Origin of the sequence: Haloferax sp. Atlit-10N (assembly GCF_003586325.1) — an archaeon.
GTDB classification, from domain to species: domain Archaea; phylum Halobacteriota; class Halobacteria; order Halobacteriales; family Haloferacaceae; genus Haloferax; species Haloferax prahovense.
The window spans coordinates 73,063-91,081 of the sequence record NZ_PSYX01000003.1 but is presented as its reverse complement, the minus strand read 5'-3'; the positions used below and the strand labels follow the sequence as shown (position 1 = coordinate 91,081).

The window sequence follows — 18,019 nt, the reverse complement described above, 5'->3', positions numbered from 1 at the left end:
CCCGTTCAGAGCCAATCATCGGGCTTCGTGTCGTAGTCGACCTCGCTGGCGGCGATACGCGCCTCCAGTTCGGGGTCGAGGTCGTGTTCGTCGAACGATTCGCCGTCGTAGCGGATGCGGATGGCCCGCTCTTCGGGCGTCGGCTCGCGCCCCCGTCGACGGGCGACTTCGACCTCGTGCTCGTCGAACTCCTTCGTGATGGTCATCAGGTTCACCGGGCGGCCCCAGAGGTGATAGACGCGCTCCAAGACGCCCTTCGCCTGCTTCATGTCGAGGATGACGCCGTTGTACTGGTGTCCCAACAGGAGTTCCCCGCGGTTGTCGAAGTTGCCGTCGTACACCGCGATAGTCGGCTTTCCGAAGTTGGTGAACTGGAACAGGAGCTTCTTTTTCACGTCCCGGTACTCCGACGAGGAGACGCGGAACTGCCGGGACGACTGGGAGTACTCGTAGGCGAAGTAGTGGTTCGCGCGGACGAACTCCTCGGAGAGGAACGCGTCGAGGAACGTCACGTCGTTGTGGCTCTCGCGAATCTCGCGCATCCGGTCCCAGCCGGCGGTCTTGTCCACGTCGGCGACGGCCTCCTCGACGCTGTCGTACACCTCGTCGTCGAACATGTACCGCGAGAGCTGTTCGAGTTCGGAGCGCCGAATCCGGCTGAGGAACCCGCGGTTCTGCGCTTTGACGAGCGAGTAGTGTCGCTCCGCGAGCCCCTCGTAGGTGAGGAGCTTCCACGGGTACGCTTCGAGGTCGAGCGACTCGTCGCCCGACAGCGCCCTGTCGAGGGTCTCGTGGTCGACTCTCGGGTCGTCGGGGCCGAGTTCGGACAGTTCGTCGAGTGAGTCGGCGCTGACGCCGTCGATAGCGGGGTCCGTCCGGAGGAGCGTCTGCACCTCGTCGAAGTCGACCGTCTCGTGGAAGTTGCGCCACGTGACGCCCTTCACGCGCAGGAGTTTGTCGGCGACCTCCGCGCGGTTCGTCGAGTTCTCGATGTACTCCCACAGCTCCTTGCCGAGCTTGTAGGGGTTGAGCCCGGGGGACCCGAGGACGCGCGACTGGTGGTCAGCGTAGGTGATGAACTCGTCCGTGCCCGCGAAGCGCTCGTCGCCCATCATGAGCGACTCCCAGTAGGCTGCCCAACCTTCGTTCATCACCTTCGTCATCTTCTGGGCGGCGAAGTAGTACGCCTCCTCGCGGAGCATGTCGAGGACGTCCTTCTGCCACGGCTCCATCTCTTCGGCCTTGCCCGTCTCCTCGTCGTACCGCATCCCGTGTTCGCGGACGTACGCGAGCACGTCCTTCCGGGGGTCGGTGAGCTTCGCGGCCTCGCGTTCGGCCTCTTCGACCTGTTCGAGCCACGCGTCGTCGAACACCTCGCGGCGCACGTCGTCGGAGATGTCGAGACTGTCCAACTGCGCGCGGATGTCCTCGGGGATGCGGCCGTCCTCGTCGGCGGCGGCCTCGCGGATGGTCCGGTGCTGGTCGATGGTGTCTTCCAGACAGAGGACGGCGTCGATGAACTTCTCCACGTCGTCCCGGCTGATTTCGGGGTTCTGGACGTACCGCTCGATGGTCTGGGCGTGTCGTTCGAGCATCGCCGCGGCGGCGAACTGCCCCTCGTCGGAGAACAGCCCGAACCACTGGTTGTTCTTGAAGAAGTCCGAGTGCGCCTCGACGTGCGTGATGACGGCCTTCTGGTCGGCCAGCGAGTTCGACTCCTGGAGGAAGGCGTTCGCCGGGTCGTCGTTGTTGACGATTTCGAACGCCTTGCCCATGCCGAACTGGTCGGTCTTCCGCTGGCGGTCGTAGGTCATTCCCCACCGCCAGTGCGGATACCGCTCTTGGAAGCCGCCGTAGGCGATGAGCTGGTTCATCTCGTCGTAGTTGACCACCCAGTAGTTCACCGGGTAGGGGTCGAGTCCGAGCTTCTTCGCGAGCGCGCCGGCCTCCCGGACGGGCTCGTCGAGTCTGGCGGCCTCGCGCTGTGCGTCTCTGCGGTGTCGTCTGAAACTCATTCTGCTGTCGCCTCCGTGCTGAGGATAGTGTAGATGGCGTCGATGACGTCGTCGGGCTCCGAGACGTACGCGACCACGACGTTACCCTGCTCGCCGAGGCTCCGTTCGACCTCTTCTGCGTGCGTGGCGTTGATGGCGGTCCCGCCGGGCTGGGTCTCCACGTAGGCGTGGAGGTTCGCGTCTATCTCCTGCATGAGCGGGACGACCCGCTCTTTGGTGTCGTTCGAGGAGTTCTCGGAGTCGCCCGCGGCGAAGACGTAGCGGTTCCACTCGCGCCACGGGTAGCGCTCGTCCAGCACCTCCTTCGCCAGCTCGTAGGCCGACGAGATGCGCGTCCCGCCGCCCGAGCGGATGCCGAAGAACTCGTCGCGTTCGACCTCCCACGCCTCCGCGTCGTGGGCGATGTAGACGAACTCGGCGTGGTCGTACTTGCCCGTGAGGTACCAGTCCAGCGGGGTGAACGTGCGTTCGACGAGTTCGCGCTTCGTCTCCCGCATCGACCCCGACACGTCGCGGATGTTGACGACCACGACGTTCGACTGCTTCTTCTCGATGACTTCGGGGTGGCGGTAGCGCTCGTCCTCGCGGCGGAACGGAATCTCGCGGAGCCCCTCGCGGCGGATGCGCTGGATGGCCGTCGTCCGCTCGACGTTCTCCTCCATCTCCTCGAAGGACGCCCACGTCCCGCGTTCGTCGTCCGGGATGCGGCTCCACTCGTCTTCGATCCACGCCATCGAGACGAGGATGTTGTGCTCGCGGCACCACCGGAACACCTCGCGGGCCGAGGTGCCGTCGACTTTCATCGCCTCGCGGACGAACTCCTCGTCGAAGTCCATCGCGAGCTTGCGCTTCAGGCCCTCCTTGAACAGGCGCTCGAAGTCGAGGGTGCTGTGGGGGCCGCTGCGGGTGATGTCGGTGAAGTCGCCTTCGACCTCCTCGATGACCTCTTTGCCCTTCGGTTCGAGTTCGAGGCCGAGTTCCTCGTCCAGCGCCTCGGCGAACTGCTCGGGGTCCATCTCGTAGTACTCGTGTTCGGCCCCCTCCTCGCCGGGTTCGCCGTCTTCGCCCTCGCCGTCACCGGGTTCGGGCTGGCCGAGCGGTTGGCCCACGTCGGGCGTGCCGCCTTTCCCCTGCCCGACGCCGCCCATGTCGAGGCGGTCGTACTTGAACTCCGGCAGGTCCACGACCTTGATGGGTATCTTGATGTCTTTCGAGCCGGACGCGCCGAGGTCGCCGTAGGAGATGAACTCCTTGAGGTCTTCGCGGCGCTCTTCGCCCACTTCGCGGAATCGTTCGAGGTCGTCTCTCAGTCCCATGTGTGGCTCACCTCCTTCATCACGGCACGGCTGGTCAGTTCGGCCGACGCGGCGGTGTAACCGCGGTCGACCAACTCGTCGATGGTGCGTGCTTTCACGCGCGCCGTCTCGGTGTTCGCCGGTGGGTCGTCCCACTGGCGGGGGTCGAGGTCAGAGAACAGCCGGCGCACGTCCTCCCAGTCGTGGGTTTCGAGCACCGTCCGGATGACCGGAATCTCGGTCAGGTCCACGTCGGAGACCGTAAAGCCCTCGTCGCGGTTCTCCCACGCGTAGCGGTTGAGCGCGGTGATGACCTTCTCATTGCGGAAGTCTTCGACCGTCTCGGAGGGGTCGTTGCCCTCGTAGTCGTTCGGCGAGAAGCGCCCGAGGTGCTCGGTCTCGAACAGCTTCATGAGAAGCGGGTCGGGGTCGACCGGCCCGCGCTCGGTCTCTATCTGCCCGTCGGACGCCCACGCGTAGACGTGTTCGACGTACTCCTCGACCGTCTCGCGCTCGACGCCCTTGTCGGCGAGAAGCGCGTCGAGTACGTCCGCCTCCTGCTGGTCGAAGATGTACTCTTTGACCATGGCGATGCGGCCCTCGTACTCCGAGGACTCCGCCCGCGAGAACACGGGCGCGTCCGACAGCTCGGCGACCATCTCGTCGAGCACGTCGGTCGGCATCACCACCGAAGACACGTCGAGGTCGGGGTGTCTGCGGTCGACGCGGTCGTGCAGGAGGTCGGCGATGACGTCCCGGGTGAACGTCACGGGAATCCCGTGAGTCCCCTCCGAGTCGCCAACGAACTCGAACGCCGACACCTCGCGGCGCTGGTCGCCGACCTGCAGGTAGCCGCGGTCGAACAACAGCGCCTTGTCGACGAGGTCGAACTCGATGTCCGGGTCGCGCGGCACGTCGTCGCCGTCGAGCCGGGTCACGACGCTGTAGAGCGCCGCGGCCTCGACGGCGTGGGGCGCGAGTTCGCGCGTACGGACCTCGCCCGGCCCCTCGCGGACGTCCAGCAAGACGGCCTCGGCGACGCGGTCGGCCATCGCCTCGGGGTCGTCGGTCCAGACGCTCGTCTCGTTGGTCAGCTCGCGGCGGATGAGCTCGGCCTCCAGCGAGAGGTTCGTCAGGTAGCGGAACTCGTGTTTGTTGAGCCGGCGCTTGAGCGCCTTCAGCGGGTCGCGGCCGTTCCTGTCGGCGTACTTGTCGAGTTCGGCGTCGAGGTCCGGGTTCGAGATGATGACGAGTTGCGTGTCGATGTCCATCCCGATTCCCTTGTCCAGCTTGACGTGGCCCTCGTCGGGGACGTTCAGGAGCTTCTGGAGCAGGTCGGCGTGCTGGGTGGCGTCCTCGACGATGGTGAGGAGGCCGTTGCCCTGCGACAGCACGCCGTCGTAGCTGAACGCCTGCGGGTTCTTCCGGCCGCGGGAGTTCAGTTCGCGGAGCATGCTCGGCATCCACGACCCGACCAGTCGCTCCTTGGGCGACCCGTCGTCCTCCGAGTGGAGGACGCCGACGCCGCGGCCGACGTCGACGACGTAGTTTTTCACCCGAAGGTGTTTCGGGTCGGTGACGGCGCTGAAGAGGTCCTGCTTGCCCGCTCTCCGGAACTCCTCTTCGAGGAAGGTGTACGCCTCCAGGCAGAACGGGTCGAGGTCCTCGTCGACGTCGACGGGGATGTGGTCGCCGTTCCTGCTGTTGAGGTCGGCGAGCAGCCGCTTGCGAACCTCCGCGGGGAACACCGAAAGCGGGTGCGACTGGACCGGACTTTCGTACCAGTCCTCGTCGGCGGCGTCGACTTCGCCGCCGTAGGACAGCCCGCGGGTGTCGTCGGCGTTGGCGACGTTCCACTCGACGGTGTAGCGTCGCCCCGCGTCGGTCTTCGAGTACTCCCGAAGCCCGTTGATGAGACAGCGTTTCAACTCGGATTTCCCCGTGGCCGTCGGGCCGTCGAACCAGACGATTTTCTCGGCTTTGCCGCGGTCGGCGGCGATGGTCCGCAGGTCGTCCACGAAAGCGTTGAGCACCTCCGTGTTGCCGAGGACCGCGTGCTCGCCGTCGTTGGCGGGGTCGTCGAAAAAGCGGTAGCGCTGTTTTTCCGCGCCCTGTTCGACCACCTGTCTGGTCCCCATCGACTCGATGGCTTCCAAGAGGTACTTCGACGCGTGGGAGGCGATAGACGGGGACTCGAACGCGGCGTCGACGTACTCGCCGAGGCTCATCGGCTCCTCGTAGGTGCCGCGGAGCGCTTCGTCCGCCTCGCGGATGTAGTCTCGCATGGTCACCCTTCGAGTTCGGTCTTCGCCACCTCCGCACCGGCGAACTCGAGCACCTCCCGTGCGCCGTCGCGCGAGTAACCCTGGTCGACGAGCGCGTCTATCCACGCGTTGCGTTCGTCGTCGTCCAGCTCGTTCGCGCTCACGAGCGCCGAGAAGTTGATGTTGTGCTTCTTGTCCTCCCAGAGCTTGCGTTCGAGGGCGCGGCGGAGGCGGTCGTTGTCCTGCGGGTTGAACGACGTCCCCTCGCGGGCGCGCCGGGAGACCCAGTTGGAGACCTCCTGTCGGAAGTCGTCCTTGCGGTCCTCGGGGATGTTGAGCTTCTCTTCGACCGCGCGGAGGAACTTCTCGTCGGGCTCCTGGTCGCGGCCCGTCAGTTCGTCTTCGACCGTCGCGTCGTCGATGTAGGCCATGACGTGGTCCATGTACTTCTCGCCCTGCCGGCGAATCTCGTCGATGTCGTAGGCGAGGGCGTGGCGCACGTCCTCGATGGCGCGCTCTTTGTACTCCTCGCGGACCATCTCGAGGTAGCGGTGGTAGCGTTCGAGGTTCTCCTCGGGAATCGAGCCGTGGTTCTCGAGGTTCTCTTCGAGGTGGGTAAACGAGGACAGCGGCGAGAGGTAACCGCGGCCGCGGTGGGTCGCGTCCATGATTGCCTCGGCGATTTCGTCACCGATGAAGCGGGCGGAGACGCCGTCCATCCCCTCGGCGATGTCGGCTTTCTTCTCGCCCTCCTCGCGGAGTTTTCGCACGTCTACGTCGTCGCCGTCGTCCAACTCGCCGTTGTAGGCCTTCGCCTTCTGGACGAGCGAGATGGTGTCGGAGTCGGGTTCGACGATGCGGGTCAGAACGCCGAACAGCCCGGACATCTCTAAGGTGTGCGGCTCGACGTGGATGTCGGGAACGTCGGCGTTCCGAAGCATCTTCCGGTAGATTTCGGCCTCCTGTTCGTACTCGAGGACGTACGGGAAGTCGATGCGCTTCGTCCGGTCGTTGAACGCCTCCATCTTCTCGTCGCCCTTCTTCTCTCTGTACTCCGGCATGTTCGTCCGCCCGACGATGACCTGGTCGATGTCGATTCGGGGGTTGTTCTTCGGCTTGATGGTCTGTTCCTGCGAGGCGTGCAGGAAGTCGTAGAGGAACTCGCGCTGGAGCTTCAGCAGTTCCTCGCCGGAGAAGATGCCGCGATTCGCGTTACAGAACGCGCCGGCGTAGTCGAACGCCCGCGGGTCGGACTCGCCGTACACCGCGAGTTTCGAGTAGTTGACGTCGCCGGTGAGTTCGGTCTCGTCTTGGTTCTTCTTGTCCTTCGGCTCGAACGTCTCGATGCACTGCCGTTTGTTCTCGGAGGCGACGAGTCGGATAACCTCGATGTGGTTCGCCACGACCTCCTCTAGGTCGTCGTCGTAGTGGGCGAGCAGCCGGTCCATGTAGAACTCCGAGGCGGGGTCCAGCGCCTGGTCGTTCCGGATGGTGTACGGCGCATCGAGGTTCTCGTTCAACTGCTCGATGACCACGTCGCGCTGTTCCTGCGGGAGCAACACGAGCGGGTCCTGGTTCATCGGTGACTGGACCACGTCGTCGGAGGGGTCCTGGTCGCGGATGACGTCGCCGAGGTTCGTCCACCGGAAGGTGTACATCCGCCCCTCGTCGGACATCGTGTAATCCTCGAAGTAGCGCCGGGAAATCCAGTCGAAGTGGGACTTCCCGGAGCCGACGGGACCCAAGAGGAGTTTGATGCGTTTTTCGGGGCCGAGGCCGCGGGCCCCCGATTTCACCTTGTTGACGAACTCGTGAATCGACTCGTGGACTTCGCGGCCGTAGAAGACGTTTTCACCGTCGTGAAGGGGGTCTTCGGAGGCCATGAGGTACTCCACGACGCCCGCGTCCTCGTCGTAACGGGTGCCGTAGAAGTCGAACATGTCCGCCACGCGCTGGTGGGCGTTGCGAGCGATCTTTGGGTGAGCGTAGACCTCTTCCAAGTACCACTCGAAGCTCTTCGCCTCGCGGAGGTCCGCGGGCACGGAGTCTTTGTAGTGCTTGCTCAGGTCTGCGAGTGTTTCAATTTCGCCGGTCATTGTTCGTGGAGCCTCGTCGGACCAGCCGTCCGGTTAGACGACCGAGGGCGACGCGCCCGCATTCGCGGGTCGCAGACGACACACCGCGAACCACGGACCCGCGGCGCAGACCGCGGGCAGTAGGTCGAAGTGCGTCGCCGCCGCTGCGCGCTTACGACGGGTCGGCGACTGGCGACAGAATCGGCAATTTGCGGACGATGCGCGACGGCTCGCTCGGCCCGGGGACCGAGACTACCAATCAATGAGGGACGTTAACATATAACGCTTTCTCTGAAAGTAGTCAACATATTGTCTCGAACGCCAACCAATCCAGATACGTACCACGTCTCGTGACCCTCCAACCTGCCGAAGTGTATCGATTTAATCGGCGGTTCAGTCGACTGTCGGTGTCGTTAATCGGGTCGGCTGGGATTCATGTCGTCTCCGATGGGTCGCGTTCGAGGCCCGAACCACGCGCTTCGAGCCGGGTCGAGACGACCGGCCTTCGGCGCGGAAGCGGGAAGGCTTAGGACGCGCGGCGGACTAGCACACCCATGACCAACCTGCCCGACGGGTGGACCCTCTGGAACGACGAACACGAGGGTCGGCGCATCCTCGCGTTCCGCCCCGACGTGTTCAACGAGAGCGCCTTTCCCGCCGAGTGCATGCCGACCGTCTTCGTGTGGAACGGGTCGCGGGCGAACCGCCCGGGCGCGACGCAGATACGCACCGAGACGTGGCACGCGGTGCTCTATCTCGAACCGGAAATCGAGGTCGTCGTCGAGGAGTTCGACTCCCGCGAGGCGGCCGTCGAGGGCGCGACCGACATCGCCGGGCGCTTTTCAGACGGCGAGATAGACTACCGGAGCGCCTACCAAATCCCCCGGGAGGACTACTTCGAGAAGCTCGACGAGCTGACCGGGCGGGAGCCTTAACCACCTCGCAGGAGAACCACCGCTATGACCTCCGTCACGCTTGTCGGTGCCCGCCTGACCGACCCCGGCACCGAGTTCGTCTACCACGGTGAATCGAGCGCCTGCGAGGGGTGTCCGTACCGCCAGCAGTGCCTCAACCTCACCGAGGGCGTCCGCTACCGGGTCCTCGGCGTGCGCGAGAACACGCAGGTCCTCGACTGCGCCGTCCACGACGAGGGCGTCCGCGCCGTCGAGGTCGAACCGGCACCGGTCACGGCGAACGTCCCCTCGAAGGGGGCGTACGCCGGAAGCAAGGCCAGCCTGCAGGGCCCGTGTCCGCACACCGAGTGCCCCAGCCACGAGTACTGCGTCCCCGAGGGTGCCGAGTTCGACCAGGAGTACCGCATCAGCGACGTGCTCGGCGACCCGCCGCACGACCACTGCCACCTCGACCGAAACCTGACGCTCGTCGAGTTCGAACCCGCCGACGAGTAGGGATTTTTGTGGTTCCCGGCCGCTGGCCCTGATATGACGACCGCCGTCTTCTTCGACCTCGACCTGACGCTCCTCCGCTACACCGCCGACTTCGAGACCATCTTCGACCGCGCGGTCCCGGACGCTCCGGGCGGTGCCTACGACCGGTATCTCTCCGTCTTCTTCGACGCGTTCGAGGACCTCGCCGTGGACCCCTACGCGGTCGGCTTCGAGGCAATCACCGACGAGTTCGACATCGGCGGCGACCCGGAGGCGCTCGTGGCGCGCTACGCGGAGGCCGAACTCGCCGCCACGACGGTCCCCGCGTCGGCCCGCGAGGCGCTCGTCCGCGTCGCCGACCGTCGACCGACAGGGATTCTCACGAACGGCGCGCCGGCGGTCCAGCGGGCGAAGCTCGAACGCCACGACCTCGCGGGCGTCGTCGACGCCGTCGTCGTCTCGAACGACCCCGCGGTCGCCTCGCGGAAGCCCGATTCGGGGGTCTTCGAGGCCGCGGAGACCGCCCTCCCGGCGGACGACTACGTCTACGTCGGCGACACCTACGACGAGGACGTTGTCGGGGCGCGAGACGCCGGGTGGGAGGCGTACCACGTCGGCGACGACGGCCCCGGCGACGACCCGGCGGCGGTCGAATCGGTCGCCGAGGCGGCCGCTCGAATCCTCGGCGAGGACGACGCGTAGCGCGGGAGAGACGAGACGGTCTGCCGACTACGGGAGCGTGCCGACTTTGTCGCCGGCGTAGCCGAAGATGTCCGCGTAGCCGTACGCGGAGAGGAGAATGGGGTAGAAGTCCCGGTCGGCGACGAACTGCTCGGCGTCGGCGCGGGCGAACGTCTCGCCGGCGGCGACGGGTTCGAAGTTGGTCGCGTGGACCTCGTACTGGTCCGCCGGCGGCTTGGGAAGCCGTTCCAGCAGGCGGAACACGTCGATGCTGTTCTCCTCCGGAATCGCGAGTTTCAGGCGGTCGTCTTCGGTCTGCGACTCGGACTCCTCGTCGAGCTCGCCGCTCCCGTCGCTCGCAACCGCGGGGGCGGGGAGAACGTTGGTCGCGGTGAGGAACGCCCGGATGAGCCAGTAGGCGTTGTCGGCCGCCTCGTCGGACTTCTGGAGGCCGGCTTCGACCTCGATGGTGTGGGCGTGTTCGATGAGTCGGCCCTCCGCGAAGTGGTTCGTCTCGACGGCCACGTCGACCGGGAGCCGGGGGAGAATCGACCGGGAGATGGCGTCGACCGTGTCCACGATGGCGAACGGTTCGGCGTACGACTGGGTCGAGTGAAGCGAGAAAGCGGTGGTGCCGCGGACCTCGCGGCCGAGGTCGTGGGCGAGGCGTCGCTCGTGGCTCTCGGCGTTGGGGTCGCCCGGAAACGCCCGGTTGAGGTCCTCGTCGAGGTAGCGCTCGTCCGCCGCCAGCGCCTCCTCGTTGGCGACGATGAGCTTCACCGGGCGCTCGACGTCGGGGTCCTCCGCGACGAACCGCTCGATGGCGCGAGCGCCGCACGGTTCGTCGCCGTGGATCGACCCGACGACAGACACTTCGGGCGTGCCGTCACCGAGTTCGTAGATTCGCATTGCCGGTTCCTAGAACTGGACGCTAATGGACCTTTAGATTCTCCCGGTTCGCGCCGCTTTCGCGGACGTGTTAGTCGGAGGAGACGGTTCGTGGCGGGCGAAGACCGCGGCCCGACGCGGTTAGTGGTCGAGTCCCTCGACGTACTCGTAGTCGGCGGGGTAGGCGGTCGCCCGGTGGCCGTCGAGTTCGATTTGCCAGCCGTGGAGTGCCGTCGGGTCGTCCAGCGCCGCCCGGAGGGTGTCGCGCACGTCGTCCACGTCGACGCCGTAGAAGTCGCTCGGAACGCCGCGGATGTACTCGAGTGCCGTCTCGAACAACGACCGCATCCCCGCGTCGTTCTCGAAGTCGAAGTGCTTGTACGCGCCGGCGGCGACCTGCACCATCCCGTGGAGGAAGGCGCTTTCCGCGGTCCCCGCGCCGTAGTTGTACCACTCGTCTTCGAAGCAGTCGTGGCTCTCGTGGAAGTCGCCGGAGTTGAACAGGCGGACGCCGTGTTCGACCGCCCGGCGGAGCGTCGCGTGCTCCCACAGCCGCAGGTCGTCGTTCCACCCCGTCGGGTTGCCGAGCGGCGGGGCGACGCTCGGGTCGCGGGTGTGTTCGTCCATGTGAGTCAGGGCGACCGGGAAGCCGGTAACTCCATCGGTGGCGACACCGGCCGCGCAGTTTTTTCGTGCGAGCGCGACAACGGTCGGACGTGACGGACACAATCGAATGCACCTACTGCGGCAGCGACGTTCGGCGTCACGACCCCGTCTTCGTGGCGGAGCTCGAAGCCGGCGAGCGCGTGCCGGCGGGCGCGTTCTGCAACTACGCGTGCCTCTCGTCGCACATCGACGCGGCGGGGCTGACGACCGGCGCGTCCTGCGAGTGGCGGCCGGAGTAGGCTCCGACCGGGTCGGAGTACCCGTCGGGACCCCTGACCTATTTACCGCGATTCGTCCTTTCGAGCGTATGGCACTCGCATCAGCACTCGTGGCCGGCGGGGTTATCGGGGTCCGGCACGCGCTGGAAGCCGACCACCTCGCCGCCGTCGCGACGATGGTCGAAGACGGCGACCGACCGAGCATCGTCGGCGCCTCGTGGGGCGCCGGGCACTCGATTCCGATTGCCGTCGTCGGTCTCACCTTCGTCGCGCTCGGCGTCCGCCTGCCCGAGTCGGTGACGCACTTCTTCGAAGTCGTCGTCGGTGCGATTCTCGTCCTCCTCGGGGCGCGGATGCTTCTCCGGGCCGCCGGCGTCTCCGTGCCGACGCTCCGCGACCACGACCACGACAGCGGCGTCCACCGACACCTCTCGCTCGGGAACGTCGCGTTCGGGACGAAACACACGCACGTCCACGACGAGTCGTTCGGGGTCGGCGTCCTCCACGGCTTCGCCGGCAGCGGCGCGCTCGTCATCGCGATGGTCTCGACCGCACCCGCGGTGGGGCAGGCCGTCGCGTTCCTCGCGGCGTTCAGCCTCCTGACCATCGCCACGATGGCGACCGTCTCGTTCCTCTGGGGCCGCTCGATGGCGGTCGGCGGGACGCGCGTCCTCCGCGCCGCGGCCGGCGTCGTCGGCATCGCCGTCGGCGGCCTCCTCGTCGTCGAACAGTTCGGCGGCCTCGTCTGACGTTTCGCAACGTTTTAGCGGTCCCCCTGTCGTACTTGAGTACGCGCGAGGGTAGCTAAGTCAGGAAAAAGCGGCGGACTCAAGATCCGCTCCCGTAGGGGTCCGTGGGTTCAAATCCCTCCCCTCGCACTTATGGCGAGAAACGACGTGACGAGCGGCGAGTGCAGCGCACCCCACGGCGGGAAGCGGGCACCGAGGCGGCCCGCAACCCCGGTATAAACCCGGTCGCTCGATGGCGGACACGTTCTCTTCTGTCCCCCGCCGGTCATCCGGTTACGACGCCACCACAGCGCCGCCGCCAGTATCCCGAACGATTCATCATGAACAGACCGGGTTTCCGGTGAAAAGCGCCGGAAGGGGGCCGACCGAGGACGACGTTCGGCGACGAGCGTCACCACCGTTCCGTCGGCCGAACTATCAGTATCTCCGGACAGTCCAGAGTTTATCAGAAACATTCATTATATTCTCCGACCTACTGTAGTGTTGCCGGAAGCGCAAGGACGCACCGGATGACCAAACCGAATCCGTCGGGCGACGTGAAAGGCGTCGACGATGGTACGCATCGCAAGACGCGGAGGAATGGGATCGACACGAACACCGAGTCTTTCGTAACAGGAAGACGAGGTCAAAGTGCCGAAGAGGAACCGAAACAGCCCCGTAAACCGCTCTGCGAGCGAGCGGCGGGAAGACCAAGTACCGGACCACGAGGAATCGGAGTTCGGGAACTCGGCGCAAGCCGAAAACGGTCGTGAGGGCTGTGGAAAACGTCTTCCGTCCGGGTTCTAATTGCGGATTCTGGCTTTTTCCGTTTTCCGACCCCCGAGCGAGCCGGCCGTCTGGCGGGACGGCGCAGTCCGCGACGCTACGGCCGAACCAACTGACTCATGAGCCGGAGGTACTCCGAGGCCACGAGCGGTTCGTCGGCCGCGGTGCGCTCGACGGCCGCCACGCCGTGCCGGAGTTTCTCCTTGAGCGGGCTCGGCGGAACCTTGTGGCCGAGCACGCGGGACGCCGTCTCGACGTGTTCCAGCGCGGCTTCGGCGTCGCCGGCTCTGACGGCCGCTCTGGCGTCGTCGAAGGACTCCGCGAGCGATTCGCGGACCCGCGCCGGGAGGTCGATAGCGTCTGACACGACACGAGGTAAACCGTCCATCGACATAAGCCACCGGGCCGCGTCGGCGTCGGGTCGGTGGATATAGGCACCTGCCGGTCCTGTCACGCCCATGAACGAACTCGATGCCCGGGCGGACCGGGCACAGCGCGCGGCCCGCGACGGCGGCGCAGTCGCGCGACGGGCCTTCAGAACCGGCATCGCCGTCGAGACGAAAGACGGCAAAACGGACGTTGTCACCCAAGCCGACAAGGACGCCCAGCGCCGCGTCGTCGAGCGAATCCGCGGGGCGTTCCCCGACGACCCCATCGTCGGCGAGGAGGACGACGAACTCAAGTCGGTTCCCGAGTCGGGACCGGCGTGGGTCGTCGACCCCATCGACGGGACGAACAACTTCGTGCGCAACGTGCCGGTCTGGGCGACCTCGGTCGCCGCCGTCCGCGACGGCGACCCTATCGCGGCGGCCAACTACCTGCCCGCCCTCGACGACTGCTACGCGGCCGACGACGGGGCGGCCTACCGCAACGGCGAGGAGATTTCGGTGAGCCAGCGCGACGACCCCGAGACGTGTACGGTCTGTCCGACGTTCTGGTGGGATTACGACGTCCGCGACGAGTACGCCGCGGCGGCCCGCGCCATCGTCACGCGCTTCGGCGACCTCCGTCGCTACGGGAGCATGCAGGTCGTGCTCTCGTACGTCGCCGACGGCTCGCTCGACGGCGTCATCACGAACAAGCGGGCGAACCCGTGGGACTCGGTCGCCGGTGCACACCTCATTCGGACGGCCGGGGGGACGGTCACAGACCTCGACGGCAACGAGTGGCGACACGATTCGGAGGGACTCGTCGCGTCGAACGGGCGCGTCCACGACGTCGTGCTGGAGGCGGCCCGCGAAATCGACGGGCGGTAGACGGACGAAAACCGGAACCGGACGGCGCTCGCCGCGGGCGCGAGCGTGCTTCCCATCCGCAAGTGCGAAGTCACCCCCCATCAGTAGGGATAGCATGGACCTCGACGCGACGGACCGGGCGATTCTCCGGATTCTGATGGAAGACGCGCGGACCCCGTTCAGCGAAATCGCCCGCAGAATCGACATGTCGAGCGCGACGGTTCACGACCGGGTCGGTCGGATGGAAGACGCCGGCGTCATCGAGGGCTACCACGCCCACGTCGACCCGCGGCAGGTCGGGCTGGGCACCTCCGCGCTGGTCGGCTTCCGGGTCAAGCAGGGTCGCGAAAAGGAGGCGCTCCAACAGCTTCGCGACATCGAGGGCGTCCAGGAAATCGACCTCACCACCGGCGAGTGGGACGTGATGCTCCGGGTGTACGCCGAGGACACCGACGCCCTGCGCGAGCTCATGTTCGACCACATCGCCGAGCTCGACGGGTTCTCGCGGTCCCAGACGATGGTCATCCTCGGGACCGAGTACGACGACCCGGTGCTGCCGATTCGCGACCCCGACGACGAGGACTGAACCACGCCCGCCGCGGAGCGCCACCTCGCTGCGACGCCGACTCGCCACGCCGAGGCGTGCGCGGCGGATGCGAGAGACCGGAACCCTAAACAGGCCCGCCGTCGGGGTATCGCCTATGGCAACGGTAGCAGAGCGAATGGGTCTCGACCCCGAGCGCCTCTGGGGGCTCGGCGTCGCGGCCATCCTCGTCGCCCTCGTCGGCGGGTCGCTCGCGTTCCCTCGTGTCGTCTACGACGGCTTCATCTGGCACTACTTCTGGGGCCCCGTCCAAGCCGACGCGAACTCGGCCGTCTGTGCGGTTCGGGCGAACGGCGTCACGCAGTATCTCGACACGGCGTCGGCCTGCGCCGCGGCGGCCGAACCCGTCGCGTACCCCGGCTACACCCTCGTCTCCGAGGTCGGCTACATGGTCACGCTCGTCATCGCGCTCTCGGGCGTCGTGTTCCTCCTCCGCCGCCTCGACATCGGCGAGCGCCCGCGGTTCTTCTACGCGCTCTTTCCGTTCATGCTGTTCGGCGGCGCGTTCCGCGTGGTCGAGGACGCTAACGACTCGCCCGGCGTCGCCGACGCGCTCATCAGCTACCCGCTGAACACGCTCGTCATCAGCCCGGTTATCTACGTGACCGTCTTCGCAATCACGCTCGTCGCCGTCGTCGGGAGCGTCTTCGCCGAACGGCAGGGCCTCGTCGACGACTACGTGAAACCGCTGTTCGTGGCCGGCCTCGCGGTGCTCGCGGTGGCGGTCGGCTACCTCCTGTGGGCCGGCCTCACCGGCGCGCAGGGCGCGACGTTCTATCCACAGGTGCTCGCCGTCATCCTCGTCGGCGCGACGCTCGTCACCGCGGCGACGTGGTGGCTCGTCGAGCGCTTCGCTCCCGAGGTCAACGAGGGAACGGGATACATCGGTCTCGTCGTCATCTGGGGCCACGCCATCGACGGCGTGGCCAACGTCATCGGCCTCGACTGGATGGTCGCGCTCGGGGCGGGGAACAACCTCGTCCCGAAGCACCCGGTGAACCAGGCGGTCGTCGACTTTACCGCCTCCACGCTCCCCGAGTCGGTGCTGGCCGTCACGGGCGACGCGTGGCCGTTCCTGCTCGTCAAACTCGTGGCCGCGACGGCCGTCGTCTGGGTGTTCGACGAGCAGATATTCGAAGACAGCCCGCGCTACGCGATTTTGCTCCTCATCGCCGTCCTCGCAGTCGGCCTCGGGCCGGGGAGCCGCGACATGCTCCGCGCGACGTTCGGCGTCTAACCGCCCCGCCGTCTCCCGCTTTCCGACCACTCGTTTTCTCCCCCGGCGAAGGTTCAAGTACCGAGCCGCGGCCAACGCCGCTATTCTGTGACTCACGCCGTGCGGCGGCCTGCGGGTGTCCGGCACACCGGCGCGCGGATTCGACGGCCCGCCTGTCACGCGGCCGCCCGTGCCGGCTGTCAGCTCTGACGCCCGCGACCCCCGGGACCCGCCAGCTACGGGAACGGGTGGAACTCGCGGTCCAGTCGCGGCTCGAAGCCGAGGTCTCGCGGCACCGACTCGGCGCGGTCGGCGAAGTACGGCTCGCCGATGAAAAGCGGCTGTGCGGCCGGAACGACCACGCGGACCGCCTCGAAGCCGAGTCGTTCCACGTCGCGCGGGGTGGTCCGCGCCGCGTACGCGTCGAGGTCGGCGTCCGTGACCGCCGAGACGACCGCGTCGAGTTCGGCCGCGCCTTCGGGGACCTCGTCGGGGCCGACCGAGTCCGCTGGGATAGTCGCGTCCGGCGAGACGAACGTCCGAGCCGGCTTCGGGAAGTCGGCGTAGGTCGCAATCGCGCCGCCCTGCGTCGCGGCCTGCTCCGGTCCCATGCCGCGCAGTTCGGTCCAGTTCTGGAGCGCCTCGGCCAGCGCGGAGCGAGCGGCGCGGTTCGCATCGAGGTCCGCGCCGGAGCCCATCGCGAACTTCGGCCACTCGCCGTCGCGGTGGACGGCCACCGCCACGACCGGCACGTCCACGTCCTGCGTCACGAGGAGCGCGGTCACTTCTAGGGACTCCGAGCGGGCGCGGGCCGCCAGCGTCTCGAACGTCTCGTCGGTCACGTCCAGTCCGAGCGGGTCGAACGTCGAGTACCACGCGAGCATCGTCGCGTCGCGCTCGACGACCTCGTAGAGCCCCGAGAGAATCGCCTCGGTCCCGGAGTTGCCGAGGCCGAGCCCGGTCGTAATCGACGGCTTGTGTCGCTCGGACGGCGGCGGGTAGTGGACGAACTCCGCCGGGAGCGAGACGGTCGAGTCGGTCGCGAGGTCCTCGCCTTCGACCCACTGAATCGGCTCCTCGGGGTCGGGGTCGCGAAAGGAGTCGGGTCTGACGAAGCGACTCGGCGGCACCGCGGCCGGCCGAGACGCCGCGGGCGCGACGGCGAACTCGCTGGAGCGGTAGACGCCCGCCGAGTAGCGTTCGAGCGCCTCGCCGAGCGCCTTCATGTAGGCCTCGTCCCAGCCTGCGGCCGCGCCGCCGGCGAGTTCGGCCGCCCGAGCGTCGGCGTAGACCGTCGTGTCCGCCGTCTGCGCGACGTAGTACGGCAGCGGGAACGACTCGCGCTCGCCGACCTGCGTGACGATGCCGACGCGGTCGTCCACGGCCGATTCGGCCCGCGCGAGCGCGTCGTCTAACTCCACGGCGCGGAAGTCGCGGTCGAGGGCTCGGTCCCGCTCCATCGGCGACGGCGCGGGGAGGAACGACCGCTCGGGACCGGGGACTTCGACGACGGTCCCGGCCACGTCGTCGCCCGAGAGGAGCGCGATACCGCGCCGCCCGGCCACCGCGCCGGCGAGTCGAACGGCCGCGCGGTCACCGCCGGGGCGGCCCTCCGACTCCGTGGTGGACGCGACGCGCGCCCGGAGGTCCGCGAAGTCGGCGCTGGCGGGGTCGAACGCCGAGACGGCCGCGTCCAGGTCGTCCACGGGGTGGCCGCCGACACCGCCGATTTCGACGGCGAACCATCTCGAAGCGGCTTCGTCGGCCGCGTCGAAGGCGTCGCTGCCGGCCGCGGCGACGACGAAGCCGAGGTCGAACGAACCGAGCGAGTCGGGGGTCGTCTCCGAGACCGTCGCGTCGATGTCGGCGCACGCCGCGCGAATCGACTCGGCGGCGGGGCCGCTCCCGACGAGTCCGATGTTCATGCGCGCGACGACGAGCGGCGGCGGGAAAAAGCGAG

General features: G+C 67.2%; 16 protein-coding genes and 1 tRNA gene. 9 read left to right on the top strand and 8 right to left on the bottom strand.

All coding sequences use genetic code 11. The features are described from left to right. Positions 1-5: 5 nt before the first annotated feature. Genes C5B91_RS11125 through C5B91_RS11110 form a run of 4 tightly spaced genes read right to left on the bottom strand, consistent with a single transcriptional unit; the run spans position 6 to position 7,670 of the window. Complete coding sequence (locus C5B91_RS11125; RefSeq protein WP_008094886.1) at positions 6-2,015, bottom strand: SpoVR family protein; 2,010 nt, start codon at positions 2,013-2,015, stop codon at positions 6-8. Further along, the gene (locus tag C5B91_RS11120) at positions 2,012-3,331 is read right to left on the bottom strand and encodes a YeaH/YhbH family protein (protein WP_008094885.1); all 1,320 of its coding nucleotides are present in this window, start codon (positions 3,329-3,331) and stop codon (positions 2,012-2,014) included. Before C5B91_RS11120 ends, C5B91_RS11125 begins: the two co-directional genes overlap by 4 nt. After that, positions 3,322-5,601 carry a kinase anchor protein gene (locus C5B91_RS11115; RefSeq protein WP_181950687.1) on the bottom strand — a complete coding sequence of 760 codons (2,280 nt, stop codon included), beginning with the start codon at positions 5,599-5,601 and terminating at the stop codon, positions 3,322-3,324. Before C5B91_RS11115 ends, C5B91_RS11120 begins: the two co-directional genes overlap by 10 nt. Beyond that, positions 5,598-7,670: a PrkA family serine protein kinase gene (locus C5B91_RS11110; protein ID WP_008094882.1), complete on the bottom strand. Its 2,073-nt coding sequence runs from the start codon at positions 7,668-7,670 to the stop codon at positions 5,598-5,600. Before C5B91_RS11110 ends, C5B91_RS11115 begins: the two co-directional genes overlap by 4 nt. A gap of 533 nt (positions 7,671-8,203) precedes the next feature. On the opposite strand from C5B91_RS11110, the gene C5B91_RS11105 reads away from it, so the two are divergent. From C5B91_RS11105 to C5B91_RS11095, 3 genes are read left to right on the top strand one after another with little or no spacing between them, the layout of a single operon-like run. Further along, positions 8,204-8,584, top strand: a complete 381-nt coding sequence (locus C5B91_RS11105) for a DUF5820 family protein (protein WP_008094880.1) — start codon at positions 8,204-8,206, stop codon at positions 8,582-8,584. A 24-nt stretch (positions 8,585-8,608) separates the two neighbouring features. After that, positions 8,609-9,058 (top strand): UPF0179 family protein, encoded by a 450-nt coding sequence (locus C5B91_RS11100; RefSeq protein WP_004974429.1) that lies wholly within the window; start codon positions 8,609-8,611, stop codon positions 9,056-9,058. Between the two features lie 33 nt (positions 9,059-9,091). Continuing rightward, positions 9,092-9,739, top strand: a complete 648-nt coding sequence (locus C5B91_RS11095) for an HAD family hydrolase (RefSeq protein ID WP_008094879.1) — start codon at positions 9,092-9,094, stop codon at positions 9,737-9,739. Between the two features lie 27 nt (positions 9,740-9,766). On the opposite strand, the gene C5B91_RS11090 is transcribed toward C5B91_RS11095, so the two are convergent. After that, on the bottom strand, positions 9,767-10,627 hold the full coding sequence (locus C5B91_RS11090; RefSeq protein WP_004974426.1) for a succinylglutamate desuccinylase/aspartoacylase family protein: 861 nt from the start codon (positions 10,625-10,627) through the stop codon (positions 9,767-9,769). Between the two features lie 120 nt (positions 10,628-10,747). Further along, on the bottom strand, positions 10,748-11,233 hold the full coding sequence (locus tag C5B91_RS11085) for a DUF309 domain-containing protein (RefSeq protein ID WP_008094877.1): 486 nt from the start codon (positions 11,231-11,233) through the stop codon (positions 10,748-10,750). A gap of 89 nt (positions 11,234-11,322) precedes the next feature. Here C5B91_RS11085 and C5B91_RS11080 point away from each other — a divergent pair, with 89 nt between their 5' ends. The 3 genes from C5B91_RS11080 to C5B91_RS11070 all read left to right on the top strand — a co-directional run bounded on the left by C5B91_RS11080 (position 11,323) and on the right by C5B91_RS11070 (position 12,368). Then, positions 11,323-11,511 carry a hypothetical protein gene (locus C5B91_RS11080; RefSeq protein WP_008094876.1) on the top strand — a complete coding sequence of 63 codons (189 nt, stop codon included), beginning with the start codon at positions 11,323-11,325 and terminating at the stop codon, positions 11,509-11,511. Between the two features lie 68 nt (positions 11,512-11,579). After that, positions 11,580-12,239: a sulfite exporter TauE/SafE family protein gene (locus C5B91_RS11075; protein ID WP_115819337.1), complete on the top strand. Its 660-nt coding sequence runs from the start codon at positions 11,580-11,582 to the stop codon at positions 12,237-12,239. 45 nt (positions 12,240-12,284) lie between these two features. Beyond that, positions 12,285-12,368 (top strand) — tRNA-Leu (locus tag C5B91_RS11070). A 733-nt stretch (positions 12,369-13,101) separates the two neighbouring features. Here C5B91_RS11070 and C5B91_RS11065 read toward each other — a convergent pair. Then, on the bottom strand, positions 13,102-13,371 hold the full coding sequence (locus C5B91_RS11065; protein ID WP_008094873.1) for a hypothetical protein: 270 nt from the start codon (positions 13,369-13,371) through the stop codon (positions 13,102-13,104). Positions 13,372-13,462: 91 nt separating this feature from the next. Between C5B91_RS11065 and C5B91_RS11060 the strand changes: the two genes are divergently transcribed. The 3 genes from C5B91_RS11060 (at position 13,463) to C5B91_RS11050 (ending at position 16,080) form a co-directional block, all read left to right on the top strand. Further along, positions 13,463-14,260, top strand: coding sequence for an inositol monophosphatase (locus C5B91_RS11060; RefSeq protein WP_008094871.1), 798 nt, complete (start codon positions 13,463-13,465; stop codon positions 14,258-14,260). Between the two features lie 94 nt (positions 14,261-14,354). Next, complete coding sequence (locus tag C5B91_RS11055) at positions 14,355-14,825, top strand: Lrp/AsnC family transcriptional regulator (RefSeq protein WP_004974414.1); 471 nt, start codon at positions 14,355-14,357, stop codon at positions 14,823-14,825. Between the two features lie 136 nt (positions 14,826-14,961). Then, positions 14,962-16,080, top strand: coding sequence for a DUF63 family protein (locus C5B91_RS11050; protein ID WP_008094869.1), 1,119 nt, complete (start codon positions 14,962-14,964; stop codon positions 16,078-16,080). A 215-nt stretch (positions 16,081-16,295) separates the two neighbouring features. On the opposite strand, the gene C5B91_RS11045 is transcribed toward C5B91_RS11050, so the two are convergent. After that, a complete protein-coding gene (locus C5B91_RS11045; protein ID WP_115819336.1) occupies positions 16,296-17,984 on the bottom strand; it encodes a YcaO-like family protein in 1,689 nt (562 codons plus the stop codon). Positions 17,985-18,019 lie beyond the last annotated feature (35 nt).

Excerpts from the sequence above, each read along its gene's own strand:
- C5B91_RS11125 (WP_008094886.1), bottom strand. The coding sequence starts at position 2,015 with ATGAGTTTCAGACGACACCGCAGAGACGCACAGCGCGAGGCCGCCAGA.
- C5B91_RS11120 (WP_008094885.1), bottom strand. The coding sequence starts at position 3,331 with ATGGGACTGAGAGACGACCTCGAACGATTCCGCGAAGTGGGCGAAGAG.
- C5B91_RS11110 (WP_008094882.1), bottom strand. The coding sequence starts at position 7,670 with ATGACCGGCGAAATTGAAACACTCGCAGACCTGAGCAAGCACTACAAA.
- C5B91_RS11105 (WP_008094880.1), top strand. The coding sequence starts at position 8,204 with ATGACCAACCTGCCCGACGGGTGGACCCTCTGGAACGACGAACACGAG.
- C5B91_RS11100 (WP_004974429.1), top strand. The coding sequence starts at position 8,609 with ATGACCTCCGTCACGCTTGTCGGTGCCCGCCTGACCGACCCCGGCACC.
- C5B91_RS11095 (WP_008094879.1), top strand. The coding sequence starts at position 9,092 with ATGACGACCGCCGTCTTCTTCGACCTCGACCTGACGCTCCTCCGCTAC.
- C5B91_RS11090 (WP_004974426.1), bottom strand. The coding sequence starts at position 10,627 with ATGCGAATCTACGAACTCGGTGACGGCACGCCCGAAGTGTCTGTCGTC.
- C5B91_RS11085 (WP_008094877.1), bottom strand. The coding sequence starts at position 11,233 with ATGGACGAACACACCCGCGACCCGAGCGTCGCCCCGCCGCTCGGCAAC.
- C5B91_RS11075 (WP_115819337.1), top strand. The coding sequence starts at position 11,580 with ATGGCACTCGCATCAGCACTCGTGGCCGGCGGGGTTATCGGGGTCCGG.
- C5B91_RS11060 (WP_008094871.1), top strand. The coding sequence starts at position 13,463 with ATGAACGAACTCGATGCCCGGGCGGACCGGGCACAGCGCGCGGCCCGC.
- C5B91_RS11055 (WP_004974414.1), top strand. The coding sequence starts at position 14,355 with ATGGACCTCGACGCGACGGACCGGGCGATTCTCCGGATTCTGATGGAA.
- C5B91_RS11050 (WP_008094869.1), top strand. The coding sequence starts at position 14,962 with ATGGGTCTCGACCCCGAGCGCCTCTGGGGGCTCGGCGTCGCGGCCATC.
- C5B91_RS11045 (WP_115819336.1), bottom strand. The coding sequence starts at position 17,984 with ATGAACATCGGACTCGTCGGGAGCGGCCCCGCCGCCGAGTCGATTCGC.